Source organism: Streptomyces sp. MB09-01 (assembly GCF_033794505.1).
Lineage (GTDB): Bacteria > Actinomycetota > Actinomycetes > Streptomycetales > Streptomycetaceae > Streptomyces.
Window position 1 is genome coordinate 1 of record NZ_JARAYQ010000085.1, and the last position, 13,903, is coordinate 13,903.

Annotated in this window: 9 protein-coding genes and 1 tRNA gene; all 10 read left to right on the top strand. The window is 72.6% G+C overall.

Annotation, left to right across the window (positions count from 1 at the left end):
* The first annotated feature begins 491 nt into the window (after positions 1 to 491).
* The 10 genes from PV721_RS19330 to PV721_RS19375 all read left to right on the top strand — a co-directional run bounded on the left by PV721_RS19330 (position 492) and on the right by PV721_RS19375 (position 13,868).
* Positions 492 to 1,163: a hypothetical protein gene (locus PV721_RS19330; RefSeq protein WP_319725957.1), complete on the top strand. Its 672-nt coding sequence runs from the start codon at positions 492 to 494 to the stop codon at positions 1,161 to 1,163.
* A 403-nt stretch (positions 1,164 to 1,566) separates the two neighbouring features.
* Positions 1,567 to 3,006 carry an amidohydrolase family protein gene (locus PV721_RS19335; protein WP_319725960.1) on the top strand — a complete coding sequence of 480 codons (1,440 nt, stop codon included), beginning with the start codon at positions 1,567 to 1,569 and terminating at the stop codon, positions 3,004 to 3,006.
* Positions 3,007 to 3,057: 51 nt separating this feature from the next.
* Positions 3,058 to 3,130, top strand: a tRNA-Arg gene (locus PV721_RS19340).
* Between the two features lie 647 nt (positions 3,131 to 3,777).
* Positions 3,778 to 3,921 carry a hypothetical protein gene (locus PV721_RS19345; protein WP_319725963.1) on the top strand — a complete coding sequence of 48 codons (144 nt, stop codon included), beginning with the start codon at positions 3,778 to 3,780 and terminating at the stop codon, positions 3,919 to 3,921.
* Between the two features lie 283 nt (positions 3,922 to 4,204).
* A complete protein-coding gene (locus tag PV721_RS19350) occupies positions 4,205 to 7,366 on the top strand; it encodes a DEAD/DEAH box helicase (RefSeq protein WP_319725965.1) in 3,162 nt (1,053 codons plus the stop codon).
* A gap of 201 nt (positions 7,367 to 7,567) precedes the next feature.
* Positions 7,568 to 8,569: a hypothetical protein gene (locus PV721_RS19355; protein WP_319725967.1), complete on the top strand. Its 1,002-nt coding sequence runs from the start codon at positions 7,568 to 7,570 to the stop codon at positions 8,567 to 8,569.
* A 187-nt stretch (positions 8,570 to 8,756) separates the two neighbouring features.
* On the top strand, positions 8,757 to 9,785 hold the full coding sequence (locus PV721_RS19360; RefSeq protein WP_319725969.1) for an LD-carboxypeptidase: 1,029 nt from the start codon (positions 8,757 to 8,759) through the stop codon (positions 9,783 to 9,785).
* A 466-nt stretch (positions 9,786 to 10,251) separates the two neighbouring features.
* Positions 10,252 to 10,776 carry a hypothetical protein gene (locus PV721_RS19365; RefSeq protein ID WP_319725970.1) on the top strand — a complete coding sequence of 175 codons (525 nt, stop codon included), beginning with the start codon at positions 10,252 to 10,254 and terminating at the stop codon, positions 10,774 to 10,776.
* Positions 10,777 to 11,181: 405 nt separating this feature from the next.
* Positions 11,182 to 11,658: a hypothetical protein gene (locus tag PV721_RS19370; protein WP_319725972.1), complete on the top strand. Its 477-nt coding sequence runs from the start codon at positions 11,182 to 11,184 to the stop codon at positions 11,656 to 11,658.
* A 959-nt stretch (positions 11,659 to 12,617) separates the two neighbouring features.
* Complete coding sequence (locus PV721_RS19375; RefSeq protein ID WP_319725976.1) at positions 12,618 to 13,868, top strand: M4 family metallopeptidase; 1,251 nt, start codon at positions 12,618 to 12,620, stop codon at positions 13,866 to 13,868.
* Positions 13,869 to 13,903: the final 35 nt, after the last annotated feature.

Genomic DNA, 13,903 nt, shown 5'->3' on the forward strand with positions numbered 1-13,903 from the left:
GTGTGAGCCCGGCCTCGCCCCCGCCCCCGCCCGGATGCGTCGCCCCGGCCGGCAGCACCCTCACCCAACTCGGCACTCTGCGCGTAACGCAACGCCCAGCCAGTCGTTGAACCGGGCGGTCAAGCGAAGTGCACAGCGAGGCCCCGGGACCCGCGTCCCGGGGCCTCGTACCGTCGGCACGCCCACCGGCCCGCCGGCCCGGCCAGACCGCGGCCTTGCGCAAGGCGCTGATACGGTGACCGTGTCCGGTTGATATCGGACCTGACCTGCAGACAGGGACGCGCTCCGCAAGGGCGGTCCGCCGGTTCGCCCGGCCCGCAACCTTCCGCGTGGCGGCCGCCGGTGCCGCGCTCCGAACCGGGCCGGTCGGCCGCGCCGGCCGGGAACCCCGCGGTGCCCCCTCCGGTCTGCACGGCCGCGCCGGCCCGCCCGACGCGGCGCGCCACGCCCGCTGCGACCGACCACCACCACCACTGCCGAAGGAACAGCGCATGACCGACCAGTCGCCCCCCACCACCCCGGACGCCGCCGCGGACCCGCTGCGCAACGTGTACCTGCGGCTGGCCGCCGCCGAGTCCATACCGCCGGAGGCGGCCCACCAGTTCGGGTACCTGCGGCCCGTTGCCACCGACCTGCTGGAGGGCATCGCGTACGACACCCCGGACAGCGTCCGCCTGCTGGACGACCGGGACGTCGCCCGGGTGGACCGCGACGTGCTGTACGCGGCCGCGCGCGCCAACCTGCTCGCCGAACCGGTGGGTTACGACACGCTCGAGCGGCCCGGCGGCGCCGTCCTCCACATCATCGGCGGCGATTCCGTCTACGCCGCCAGCAAGGCGCTCGTCTTCGAGGAGTCGGTCCGCGCCGCGGGCGGCCCCGAACTCCCGGCCGACGGAGTCCTGCTGACGGTTCCGAACCGGCACAACCTCGTCTTCTACCCGCTCGCCGACCGCCACGTGGGCGAGGCCGTCAACGACCTCGCCCAGTTCGGTCTCGGTGCCTACGAGGACGGCCCCGGACGTCTGTCGCCGCGGGTGTTCTGGTGGCGGGCGGGCAGCCTGACCACGATCACCGTCTTCGACGACGAGACCAGGACGATGAGCATCGCCCCGCCGCCGGAGCTCATGGACACGATGCGCCGCCTCGCCGCCTCCGGAGCCTGATCTTCCGGGGCCACCGCACGCGTGCGCGCGGGAGGGGAGCCCCCGCCGACGGTCCCGCGCAGGCCTCTTGGCCGGGTGGGTCAGTCGTCCGGTACGGCTGTCCGGTGAGTGATCACTGATGTGCTGCGGGACCGGATCGAGCCGCTGGAGTCGGCCGATCCGGTCCGTGGGCCCACGCATGCGGCACCCGTGCCCGGACGCCCGGTGGGGGCGCCTCCGTTTCCCGGGAGCGTCAACGGCGGCATGACCGCCACATGACTGGAACGGAAAATGTTTTCCGCTGACGCCTATCGAAAGGCCGTGCGCTGGGCATGCTGCGTGTAATCTCCCGCCGCTGCTCGACGCTCGCCACAGCGTCGCCCGGGCGGGCCTTCCGTTCTGAGTCCTCGGGAGGTAACACGCCATGCAGTCAGCCCCCACCCCGCCTTCGGCTCCCAGCCGACGCGCTCTCCTCACCGGCCTCGGTCTGGCCGCCGCCGCCCCGCTCGCCCTCGGCGTCACCGCCCGCCCCGCGCTCCACAGCGATCCCGCCCACCAGCCCGACCAGCCGGCCCAGGGCGGCCGGACGGTCCTGCTCCGCGGGGCCTCCCTGGTACTCACCATGGACCCCGCCGTCGGTAGCGGATCCCTCGGTGCCATCGAAAACGCCGACGTCCTGATGCAGAACGGCGCCATCGCCGCCGTCGGCACGGCTCTCCAGACGCCGCGCGGCGCCTGGGTGGTGGACGCCTCGGGCAAGCTGGCCATGCCGGGGTTCGTCGACACGCACACCCACCTCTGGCAGGCGGTGATCCGCGGTGGGTGTACCGACCGCGACCTGTTCGGCTGGTTCCAGGGGTGTACGGACCCCCAGCGCGGCCGTCTGACGCCCGCGGCCCTCCACAGTTTCGTGCGACTCGCCGCCCTCGACGCCGTCCAGTCGGGCGTGACCACGCTCGTGGACTGGGTGGACATCTTCACGTACGACCTCATCGAGAGCTACGTACGGGCCCTGGCGGGCACCGGGGTGCGCTTCGCCTACGCGATGTTCCCGCCCAAGCCCGACGCGGTGCTCGTCACGAAGGTGAAGAAGGAGCTCGTCGACCCGGTGCCGCTCGGTTCCTTCCAGGTCGCAACGCATGCCGCCCGCGCCGTCCAGGACCTCAACCGCGCGCACTGGGAGGCCGCGCAGGACATGGGAGTCATGCTCAACTCGCATGTCCTGGAACGCCCCGAGCAGCGTGCCGACGACCCCATCGGGGTCCTCACCGACATCGGCGCGCTCGGCCCGCGCCTGCTGATCAACCATGCGATCCACCTGACCGACGCCGAGATCGCCGCCGTCGCCGAACACGACGTACGGGCGGCCCACTGCCCGCTGAGCAACATGCGGTTGGCCTCCGGCATCATGCGGCTCTCCGAGTTCAGACGGCGGGGCGTCAAGGTCGGGCTCGGCCTGGACGGCGGGACCAACGACAGCTCGGACTTCCACGCGCTGATGAAGACGGCCATCGGTCTGCAACGCGCCCGCGCCACGAACGCCGGGGTCTTCCCGCAGGTGGACGACGTCCTGCGGATGGCCACGCTGGGCGGCGCCGAGGCCCTCGGCATCGCCGACCGGGTGGGCTCCCTGACCCCCGGCAAACGGGCCGACCTCGTCGTCATCGACCCGGCCGCCCTGAACTTCGCACCGCGCTTCGACTGGGTCGGCCAGATCGTCTTCAACGGGCGCCCAGAGAACGTCGACGCCGTGTTCGTCGACGGCCGGGCGCTGAAGCTCGGCGGCCGACTGGTCGAGGTCGACACGGACCGCGTCGTACGAGAGGCCGAGGCGGCCGCCACCCGCCTCCGCGCGACCGTATAGGCCGCTCCGCCTTGTGCGAGCGCTGTTCGAGCGTCTACGTTTCGCCTACCGCGGCGTGTAGCTCAGCAGCCAGAGCACCGGCCTGCGCAGTCGGAGGGCGCAGGGGCAGGACCTGCCACGCCGGCCGTGGACGAGAACGATCGGCAACCTGAATCCCCGCAATCCCCTCGCAGACATGTCCCCGGACGAGGCCTTCGCCCCCTGTCTCACCGACGAAGGCCTCGCCTGGCTGCGGTCCTTGCCGGACAACGGGCGGTACGCGTTGCGCGTCCCCGAGGAGGCCGCGCTGCTCACCGTGGCCTGGCTGCTGCGCGACGGGGACGCCCGGGCGGCGTCGGAGCTCGTCGAGGAACTGGGGCCCTTCGCCCACGAAGTCAGCATCGAGCCCTTCGCCGACTCCTACAGCGGGGCGGCCTCCAAGGATCTGCTCGCGGTCGCGCACGCCGCCGCCGAGTTGCTGCACGGCACGCTGTACGAGCGCTGCTTCGGCATCGGCTACGCGGAGGTACGGGACCTGGCGGTCGCCCAGGACCCGGGCGGAGTCGCGAAGTTGTGTGCCGGTGCGGGCCGGGCACGCCGACCGGTCGCCGGCCACCGACCCCGCGGTCGTCGAACAGGCGCGGATCCTCACCACGTTCAACCTCGCCAGCCTGGTCCTGCAGCGGGGGCGTCACCCCGCGAGCCGGCTGGGGAAGCCTCGCCCGGCGTGCCTTCCCCGCCGCGCCCCCTCCGGGCGCCACCGCCAAGCGCACCGCATGTGCCTGGCGGCAGTTGCTGTTCCACCTCTCCCTGTGCCGGGCGGACGAGCAGGCCTGCGTGCTGGCCTGGACCGGCGCCCGGGCTGCCCGGCTCCCGGCGCGCACCGCCGCCCGGATCGCACTCCCCCTCGCCGAGCTCCGGCTCGCCGCGGGCTGAGCGGGCGGGGCCACGGGTGTCATCCGTGGGCCCTTCCCGGAGGGTGGTGCGGCGGCCACCTCGCCGGCCGCCGGCGGCAAGGTCAACAGCCGGACATGGCAACGGCCTGACCCGCCCGCCCGTGCGCCCTAAGGTGCCTCGTAGCGGTGATCATCGAAGACGGGGAGTGGGCGTGGGTGCGGTGGGGGGCGAGCGCCGGCGGCGGAGCGGGATCGTCGGGTACTGGCGGGCGGTCGAGTTGTTCAGTCCGCAGAAGGTACCGGCCTTATCTGGCCGGGAGCGCGTGTACGCGGCGGAGCCGGACGGCCCCATGCCCTGGGAGGCCGGGCACCCGGTGCGGTCCGTCCCGCTGGAGGCCGGGTACGGATGGCAGCACGTCGTCTACGGCGGAGCCTTCGCCCTGAGCGCCGTACGCGACACCCTGCTCCACGTCTTCGGTGAGAGCGGCGAGGACCACGACGGCCGGATGGACGGCGAGAGCGCGCTGTTCGCCCTGACCGTCACCGACGAGGGCCGGCTGCTGCTGGACTCCCCCGTCTTCTCCTCGTGCGCCTGGGCCACGGGCCGCGCGGTGGCGCCCGGCCCCGGCAGCCGTGGCTGGCTCGACGGGTTCGAGGTGGAGGCGGGCGCGTGGGGCGGCCGGGCCGCCGCGCTCGGCGGGCCCGCCGCCACGCCGTCGTCCCCCGTGGAGCGTCAAGGGGACGAGGAGGAGGAATCCCCCGTCGGCCGGGGTGTGGTCACAGCCGCGCGTCTCCTGGAGTTCATGGACGAGCTGGCCGAGGCCTGGGGCGTCTCCGTCGCGCTCGCCCCGGCGGGGGTGCGCGTCCGCAGCGTCCCCGTACGGCTGGATCACGCGGGCGACCCCGACCAGCAGGACTTCCTCAACAGCTTCATCGCCGCCGACCTCGACCGCGTGGCGGGCGCACTCGCCCAGAGCGATCCCGGCCCCGGGCTCGGCTCCTATCTCACTCCCGACGCGGCGCTCGACCAGACCCGTCGCGTCGACCTGCGTCTGAACCCCGCGGCCGCGCTCGCCGGCGTGGCTCCGACGCGTACCCCCGCGGGCCGCTGGCCGGCGGAGGCCGAGCACCCGCTCGCGCTGAGCCAGCAGTTCGCCGTCAACGCGGTCCACACCGAGCTCGCCCCCACGGCCGGGCTCTTCGCCGTCAACGGCCCGCCCGGCACCGGCAAGACGACCATGCTGCGCGACTGCTTCGCCGCGACGGTCGTCGAGCGGGCCCGTCGTCTGGCCGCCCTGCGCCTGCCGTCCGAGGCCTTCGCCAAGCAGGCCCCGTACGTGTGGAAGAGCGGCGACTACACCCGTACGGTCACCCCGTTGCGGCCTGAGTTCACGGGCTTCGAGATGGTCGTCGCCTCCGCCAACAACGGCGCGGTGGAGAACATCTCCACCGAGATCCCCGCCCGTGGGGCGCTCGGCGAGCAGTGGCGGGAGGAGGCCGACTACTTCGCCGAGCAGGCCACCCGTCTCCTCAAGGGCGAACCGGCGTGGGGCGCCGTGGCGGCGCGCCTGGGGAGCAAGAGGAACCGTCTGGAGTTCGTCAACCGTTTCTGGCACGGCAAGTTCCGCCAGAGCGACGCGGGCGCCCCTCCCCCGCCGCCCGTTCCGCCGCAGGCCGACGGCGGGCGGCGCCGGACGCGCAACGCGTGGATCGACAGCGGCAGCGGGCTCTCCCACCTGCTGCGGCAGTGGCGCGACACCCCGCAGACGGGTGTGTGGCGCGAGGCGAAGCAGCGGTTCGAGGCCGCCCTGGCCGAGGCCGAGCGGCTGCGCGACGAGCGGGCCGGCGCCGCCGGCGCGTACTCGGATCGGACAGCAGCGTACGAAGCCTTGCTGCGGGCCCAGTTGGCCGTGGTGCAGCACACGGCGCGGCTGGCCCGCGTACGGGAGGCGCTCCCGCCCGCCGAGACGGCGCTCGCCCGGGCGCAGCAGGACCTGGCGGAGGCCGAGCGTGCGCATCAGGCGCATCTGGCCCGTCGGCCCGGCTTCACGGTGAGCCTGTTCACGCTGGGGCGGGCCGCGCGGGACTGGCACGCGCACGAGACCGGTGCCGCCGGCCTGGTCGCCGCCGCGCGTGGGGTGAGGGATGCGGCGCGGGCGCACGTGGAGGGCGTACGGGCGACCGTGGGCGCGGTGGCGGCGGGCCTGCGCGCCCAGGAGGAGGCACAGGGCACGGCGCGTGCCCGGGCCGAGGGCGCGGAGAAGACGCTGGCGGCGGCGCGGGGCCGCTGGGAAGGGTGCGTGCCCGAGGACTCCTGGCTCACCGACGACTCGGCGCGCGAGCTGGCGGCGCCCTGGTCCGATCCGGAGATCGCGAAGGCCCGTACGGAGGTGTTCCTCGCGGCCCTCGGCCTCCACGAGGCCTTCCTGCGGTGCACGGCCCGCACGATGTACGCCAACCTCATGGCCGGCATGGACGCCGTCACGGGGGCCGTGCCCGAGACCGTGCCCGAGGCGCACCTGCGGGCGGCATGGCAGAGCCTGTTCGTGGTGGTCCCGGTCGTGTCGACGACGTTCGCCTCGCTGGACCGGGTCTTCGGGCGGCTGGGGCCGGAGGCGCTGGGCTGGCTGTTCGTCGACGAGGCCGGTCAGGCGGCTCCGCAGATGGCGGTCGGCGGTATGTGGCGGGCGCGGCGGACGGTCGTGGTCGGCGATCCGCTGCAGCTGGAGCCGGTCGTGGTGCTCCCGTGGACGGCCCAGCGTGCCCTGCGCGACGACTTCGGCGCCGCGCAGGAGTGGGCGCCGGGGCGCACGTCGGTGCAGCAGCTCGCCGACCGGTCCAACCGCTACGGAACCCTGCTGCCCGCCGAACTCCCGGACGGCAGCCACGAGGTGTGGGTGGGATCTCCGCTGCGGGTGCACCGGCGGTGCGACGAGCCGATGTTCTCCATCAGCAACGCGGTCGCCTACGACGGCCTGATGGTCCAGGGGACGGCGGAACGCGAGCCGTACGTCTACCGGCCGGCGAGCAGCTGGGTGAACGTGACCGGGGCGGAGGCGGACGGGCACTGGATCCCGGAGGAGGGGCGGGCCCTGAAGCGGGTGCTGGAGCGATTGCGCGACGAGGGCGGCGTGGACCTGGGCCGGGACGTGTTCGTGATCAGCCCGTTCCGGCAGGTCGTGGCCGGTGCGAAACGGGTGTGCCGGGACTTCATGCCGGCCGAGCGGGTCGGTACGGTGCACACGACCCAGGGCAAGGAGGCGGACGTGGTCATCCTGGTCCTGGGCACGGACCCGGGCCGCGCGGGCGCCCGTGCCTGGGCGGCGTCCCGGCCGAACCTCCTCAACGTCGCGGTCAGCCGCGCCAAGCGGCGCCTCTTCGTGATCGGGAACCTCGACGCGTGGCGCGACCAGCGCTTCTTCAGCACGCTGGCGGAGGCCCTTCCGGCCCACACGTGGCACCCGCCCGCGGGCCGGCGGCCCTAGGCGGCGGCGTGCTCGCGGGGGCGGCGGTCTTCGCGCGCTTCAGAGTTCAGGCGCAAGGACGGTCGGGCGCAGGACCGCGGCAAGGGCCGCTGGTTGCGGCGCAGTCGCCTACGGGGAGCGCAACAGGCTCCGGCCGGCCGTGCTGTCGGTGACGGCTGGCAGGATCGACCGTGGTCGAGTGGGCTGCGTGGAGGTTCTCGGGTGCAGGGGTGGAAGAGCGATCCGGCGTACCGGGCGGTGGAGCAGGCCTTCGTGGACGGTGATCCGCTCGATCAGGTGGGAGGTGGCCTCGACGTACGCGCGGTGGTGGCGGCTCTCCGTCCGGAGGCCGGAGGCGGGTTCATGGTCGAGCAGGTGCCCTGGGAGCGTTTCCCGGAGGGCGGGCGGGTCCGGAGGGCCGTGGAGCAGCTGCGCTCGGACGACGCCGGAGCCGTCAGTGCCGCCCTGGACCTGCTGGGGGGCCTGTGCGCCAACGACATGCGCGCGGCGGCGGTGCCGGCCGTGCCCTTCCTGGTGCGGATCGGTGCCGATCCGCACGCTCACCACCGCATCGGCGCCCTGGCCGTGGCGGCCGCGCTCGCGCGTTGGTGGCACCACGGCGTGTGCACGCGTGCCGACATGCTGCGGTTCCGCTACAGCGGTGACGAATGGGGCTTCGAGGTCACCGGCTATCCGGGGAACTGGTCGGTGCAGGCCGCCCGCGACGCGATCGCCACGGATGCGGACCTCCTCCTGCCTCTGCTCGACGACCCGGACCCGGGCGTGCGCATCGCCACCGCATACGTCCTGGCCGCCGCGTCCGACCGCGCCCGGGAGGTGCGCACCGCGTTCCGCAGTCGTCTGCTTGCCGAGCCGGATCCGGCCGTGCGCGCCGGCTTGGTACTGGCGGCCGCGCAGCTGGCCCTGGCACACCAGGACGCGGAGGCGCCGGCGTGGACCCGGGCGTACTGGTCGGATTCCGCGCGGCCTCCCGAGGTGCGGGTGAGCGCCGCACTGGGCTGGATGTGCCTCACGGACGTGCCGGTCCCCGACGACCTGCGCACCGTGCTGGACGATCTCGCCACCGACGAGACGGCCCGCCTCATGGCGCCGCTTCCGTGGATGCGTGCCGCGGAGGACACGGTGGGCAACGGGCTGCAACGCTGCCTCCGCAAGATGCTGGACCCCGACGCACCGGACACCGAAAACGACCCGTGGTCCTGAAGTCGCCGGTTCGAAATCATGTGCCGGGCCGACGTCTTAGCCACGACGCACCGTCAGATCCGCCAGTTCGACCACGAATTCCCGGTCACCTTGCACCAAGAGGCCGGCTCGTGGCGGCATCTGCTCGTTCGCGGGCGGGCCGAAACCGGTTAGGGCACGGCCGGCGCGTCGTGTCAGAATCCGACGCATGTCAGTTCGATATCCACGCCCCTTGCGTCCCGGCGACCGCGTCGGCATCACTTCTCCTTCGAGCGGCGTCGCGAAGGAGCTCCGCGAGCGCCTCAACGTGGCGATGCGCGATGTCGTGGCCCGGGGATACGAGGTAGAAGTCGGCAACTGCATGGACGGCACCGGTCACGTCAGTGCCCCTGCGGCCGACCGGGCCGACGAACTGATGGCGATGCTGACGGATCCCCGCATCAGGGCCGTGGTGCCGCCCTGGGGCGGGGAGACCGCGATCGACCTGCTGCCCCTGCTCGACTGGGAACGGCTGCGCGACGCCGAGCCGACCTGGCTCGTCGGGTTCTCCGACATGTCGACCGTCATCACGCCGCTCACCCTCCTCACGGGGACCGCCACCGTCCACGGCAACAACCTCATGGACACGCCGTACCACGTGCCCGAGGGGCTGTTGTCGTGGCTCGACATCGTCGCCGCCCCGCAGGGTCACCGGTTCACACAGACGCCGCCCAACCGCCACCGGGCCGGGGGCTGGGACGATTACAGCGCCCGTCCCGAGGTGCGCGAACTCACGCTCGACACGCCCGGCAGGTGGACCAGGCTCGACGGCGACGGAGACGTGGAGGTCGAAGGGCGCCTGATCGGGGGCTGCATCGAAACGCTCTGCAACCTCACGGGAACGCCGTACCTCGACGCTTCCGCGTTCGCGCGAGCCGAGGCCCCGGACGGGCTCCTCGTCTATGTCGAGGCGGCCGGCGACGACGCCCCCACCATTTGCCGGAACCTGCACGGGATGCGGCTGGCCGGCTTCTTCGACACGGCGAACGCGATCCTCGTCGGCCGGACCCCGGCACCCGGCACCGCGTCACTCACGCAGCACCAAGCCGTTCTCGACGCACTCGGGTCCTTGAACGTCCCCATCATCGCCGACGTCGAGTGCGGGCACGTTCCGCCGTACCTGCCCATCGTCAACGGAGCCCGCGGCCGGCTCGTCCATACCTCGGCCCGCAGCGAACTGACACAGACGCTGGACTGACGCCCCAGCCGCCGTACGGATCGACGTGCGCCCCGATCGCCCGGCCCGGCGCTCGGGGCGCAGACTGCGGCCGCCCTGCGTCGCCCTTGTGAGCCCCGTTCCCACCGTTCGCGGGGCCCGTGGGCACGGGCCGCGGCAGCCTCCCAGCCACCCCGAGCCACCCCGTGGCACCCCGTGGCACCCCGTGGCACCCCGTGGCACCAAGGCGCCGAGCGTGGCACCGAACCGCATCCCTTCGCCCCTGCCGTGCCGCACCGGCTTGCGTCTTCGTCTTCCCGCGCTGGGCCGCTGACCTGCACCTTCGCCATGCGCTCCGCGCGCGGCGCCATCAGTGGCGCCCTTGGTGCCATTTATTGGCTCGTCATGGCGCCATATATGTGCCATGATGGCGTCATGGGCGGCGCTCCCGTCGACCTCGTAAGGCAACGGGAGTTTCGTGGGGGTGAGCCAGTGAAGGGGTCGGATCATGGAGACAGCACAGAGCCGGGAGCAGGCGGCCCCCGGCCCCTTCACCGCCTTCGCCCGCTTCGTGCTCTGCGGCGGCGGGGTGGGAATCGCGTCCAGCTTCGCCGTGGCGGGCCTCGGCTCCTGGCTTCCGTGGGCCCTTGCCAACGCCCTGGTCACCGTGGGCTCGACGCTCCTCTCCACCGAGCTGCACGCCCGCTTCACCTTCGGCGCGGGCGGGCGCGCGACCTGGCGCCAGCATGCGCAGTCGGCCGGATCCGCGGCGGCAGCGTACGCGGTCACCTGCCTGGCGATGCTCGTCCTGCAGCAGCTGACGGCGGCCCCCGGTGCGCTGCTCGAGCAGATCGTCTACCTGTCCGCCTCCGCACTCGCCGGCCTCGCACGGTTCGCGGTGCTGCGGCTGGTCGTCTTCGCCCGCAACCGCTCGCAGGCCGCGGCCACCGTCCGCTGCGCCCGTCCGGTACACGCGACGGTGGCCCGCACCTCCGCCCCGGCCGGCCCCGAGGCGCTCTGCCGGGCCGCCTGAGCGTTCCGCCCGGCTGGGCGCACGCCGCATCCTTCACCTGGCCACCGCCCGGGGCACCCGCCGAGCGGGGGGACGCGGTGTTGCCGTGGGGCCCGCCCGGCAACCGGACCGCTTCCGTGTTCGGTTGGGCGGCGAGCACCAGGGCGCAGCGGTACGCGTGCACCGTCCGTCGGGTGATCCGGTTCGTCGCCGGGATGATGCACGTTCCGGTGCGGGCCGCGGCCCTCGCCGACCGGACGCCACTGTCCCGGATCCGGGTGTCGTGCGCGAGCTCTCCCAGGCCCTGGACCTGCTGGTCCGGCGACTGACCCCGTCGGTCGCGGCCGGCGCCCGCGACCTGGACGCCGATGCAGGCCCCCAGCGGGCCCCCTATGTGCCTCTCAGGCCCGTGGCACGACCAGGGGCATGACCTCCCGTAAGGTCCGCAGCCCGGTCGAGCGCATGCTCGGCTATGCCCGCGTCAAGGAAGCCCGCGACCCGAACGTCTCGGCCGAGCGGCTGCACGAGCTCGCTGCGGACGACATCATCCCCGTGCGGCTGTACACCGCGCCGAGCTTCGCCGCTCCGCCCGCCGTCCTGCTCCGGCTGGCCTCCGACGAGGAGGAAAGCGTGCGGTGGTGTGTCCTGTTGAACCCGGAAGCCGACGAACCCGTGCTCCGCCGCTTGGCCGAGCGGGAACGGGCGGAGTCGGCCGGCCACCCCGCGGCACCTCGGTTCGCCGTCCGCTCCCTCATCGTCCACCACCCCAACGCATCATCGGCCCTGCACGCCGAACTCCTCGCCGAAGGCGCCTGCGGCTGCGGCTGCGGCTGCCCCGCATACTGCGGCCTGGACGTCTGGCGCGCACTGATCAGCAGATGGCGGGAGGCCGGGAGGTTTTGACCCCACGGGCACGCCTGCTCGGGGCCGTGCCGGGGGGGCCGGAGCAGGACCCGAGTAATCCGCTCCGGCGCATGCCGGGGTGCGCGGGAGCATCCCCCGATGCCGAACATCGAGACCTTGACGCCCGCGCCAGGCAGGCCGACGCCGCGCGGCTGCGGGCGTACGACGCCGGTCTCCTCGTGCGGTGCGTCGTCGACCATGAGCAGCCCTAACAGCGCCGCACGGCCTGAGTGGACGCGCTGACCGGCGGGGTGCCCGATGCCCGGGCAGGTGAACTGCTCGCGTGCGCTCGCGATACCGAGGACTCGGGGACGGTCCGCAGGGCCCTGCTGGGCCTCCTCTCGGACCGGGTCGAGCTCCTCCCCCGGTTCCTGTGGCCACCACACGGTGCCGGAAGGCGCTCACGTTCCGTCGCCGCCCGTAGCGAAGCCGAACCCCCACCCTGACGCCGGACTCCGCTTGCTTGCGCCTGAGCCACGGCGACAGGGTGCGGCCATGGCGCTCATCGCGGCGCAGGAGGCCCTGGCGCAGGCGCGCTGGGCGGTTGTCCTTCGCGGCTGGCGGCTCCCGCGCGCAGCGGGCTTGATACCTCGTCAGCGTAACGATTTCCGCAAGTGGGCGCAGGCGTAGCCCTCGTCCCCCGCCTCATCGGATCAATGGCCGCGCTGAAGCTCACCGAACGGTGCGGACGTGACTCGCGCTGCGTTTGCCGGTGACCAGGGTCGGCGGGAAACTGTTGATATCAGCGTGGCGGGCCGCGAGGACGGGTCCGGTGGACGCCGAACGCTTCTGTCGCCGCTCGCCCCACGCATCTCTGCCTGCCTCTGCGATGGCCGGACATCCACTTCGCACCTCACCCCGTGCCGGTGCGCGCCGCCAGAGGAAGAAGGTCCCTCGGGGAATCATGACAACAGGCCGGGCATTCACTGTCGCGCTCCTCTTTTTCAGGAGATATTCCCATGAGCAGGACCCGCCGCCTCAACTGCATCGTCCCCCCGCACATCCTCTACAAGCTCTTGGAGAGCAAAGACCGCGAGGTACGTCAAGCCGCGTTGGACTCCCTGCTGAGCACTGCTCGGTTGCGTGGCGAGAGGGCAGTCCGGGCGTCCTGGGTCGGTGCGGCCGCCGGCAACGGCCGGCGGACCATCTTCGACTGCCGACGGGGCAGGTTCCTCCCCTCCGCCGAGCTGGCCCGGTCGGAGGATGGACCGGCGTCATCGGACGAGTCCGTCAACCGGGCGTTCGACGGACTCGCCAAGACACGCGATTTCTTCCGCGGGGTGCTCCAGCGTAATTCACTTGACGACCGGGGAATGCGTCTCGATGGGTACGTGCACTTCGACATGCATTACAACAATGCGTTCTGGGACGGACGCCAGATGGTTTTCGGTGACGGGGACGGAAGGCTGTTCACCGATTTCACCGGTTCCCTGGACGTCATCGCCCACGAGTTGACGCACGGAGTCACCGAGTTCACTGCGGGGCTGGCGTATCACAATCAGTCCGGTGCGTTGAACGAGTCGATGTCGGACGTCTTCGGGACGCTGGTCAAGCAGTGGTCGTTGAACCAATCGGCCGAGACGGCGGACTGGCTGATCGGGGCCGACGTGTTCACCCCGGGGATCGATGCCGACGCCCTGCGGTCGATGAAGGCTCCCGGGCAGGCCTACGACAACGCCCTGTTCGGCAAGGACCCCCAGCCGGACCACATGCGCAATTTCGCCAACCTGCCGGACAACGACAGGGGGGACTACGGCGGGGTACACATCAACTCCGGCATTCCGAACAAGGCGTTCTATCTGGCGGCAGCGCGCATCGGCGGGTTCGCATGGGGCGCTCCCGGCGTCATCTGGTACGAAGCGCTCAAGGCCTCCGGCGTCGACACTCAGTTCCAGGATTTCGCGGATACCACCTACCAGAAGGCGGCGGGATTGTACGGGGACGGCAGCGCCGAACAGTTGGCCGTGCTGTCGGCATGGCAGGAGGTGGGCATCCGGATCAGCGGGGTCCCGGCCGGGGTCGCCCTGGCACGGAGCCTCGCGGTCACCGGGGACGGTGGTGTGGGCCGGGAGGACGGTCTTGCGGCCTTGAGCAAGCAGATCGGGGCGTTGTCCGCCCAAGTGATGGCGCTGTCCGAAGAAGTGACTGCGCTGAAGGGGAAGAAGTGGCCCCCGCGGGTCGACGCCGGCCGATCCTCGGACGGGCGGTAGTCATCGGGGGCCGCGGGGAACGCTTTCCCTCGAGC

What these genes read in the sequence shown, in the direction of transcription:
- PV721_RS19360 (WP_319725969.1), top strand. Translation starts at nt 8,757, where the DNA reads ATGTCAGTTCGATATCCACGCCCCTTGCGTCCCGGCGACCGCGTCGGC.
- PV721_RS19375 (WP_319725976.1), top strand. Translation starts at nt 12,618, where the DNA reads ATGAGCAGGACCCGCCGCCTCAACTGCATCGTCCCCCCGCACATCCTC.
- PV721_RS19365 (WP_319725970.1), top strand. Translation starts at nt 10,252, where the DNA reads ATGGAGACAGCACAGAGCCGGGAGCAGGCGGCCCCCGGCCCCTTCACC.
- PV721_RS19330 (WP_319725957.1), top strand. Translation starts at nt 492, where the DNA reads ATGACCGACCAGTCGCCCCCCACCACCCCGGACGCCGCCGCGGACCCG.
- PV721_RS19370 (WP_319725972.1), top strand. Translation starts at nt 11,182, where the DNA reads ATGACCTCCCGTAAGGTCCGCAGCCCGGTCGAGCGCATGCTCGGCTAT.
- PV721_RS19335 (WP_319725960.1), top strand. Translation starts at nt 1,567, where the DNA reads ATGCAGTCAGCCCCCACCCCGCCTTCGGCTCCCAGCCGACGCGCTCTC.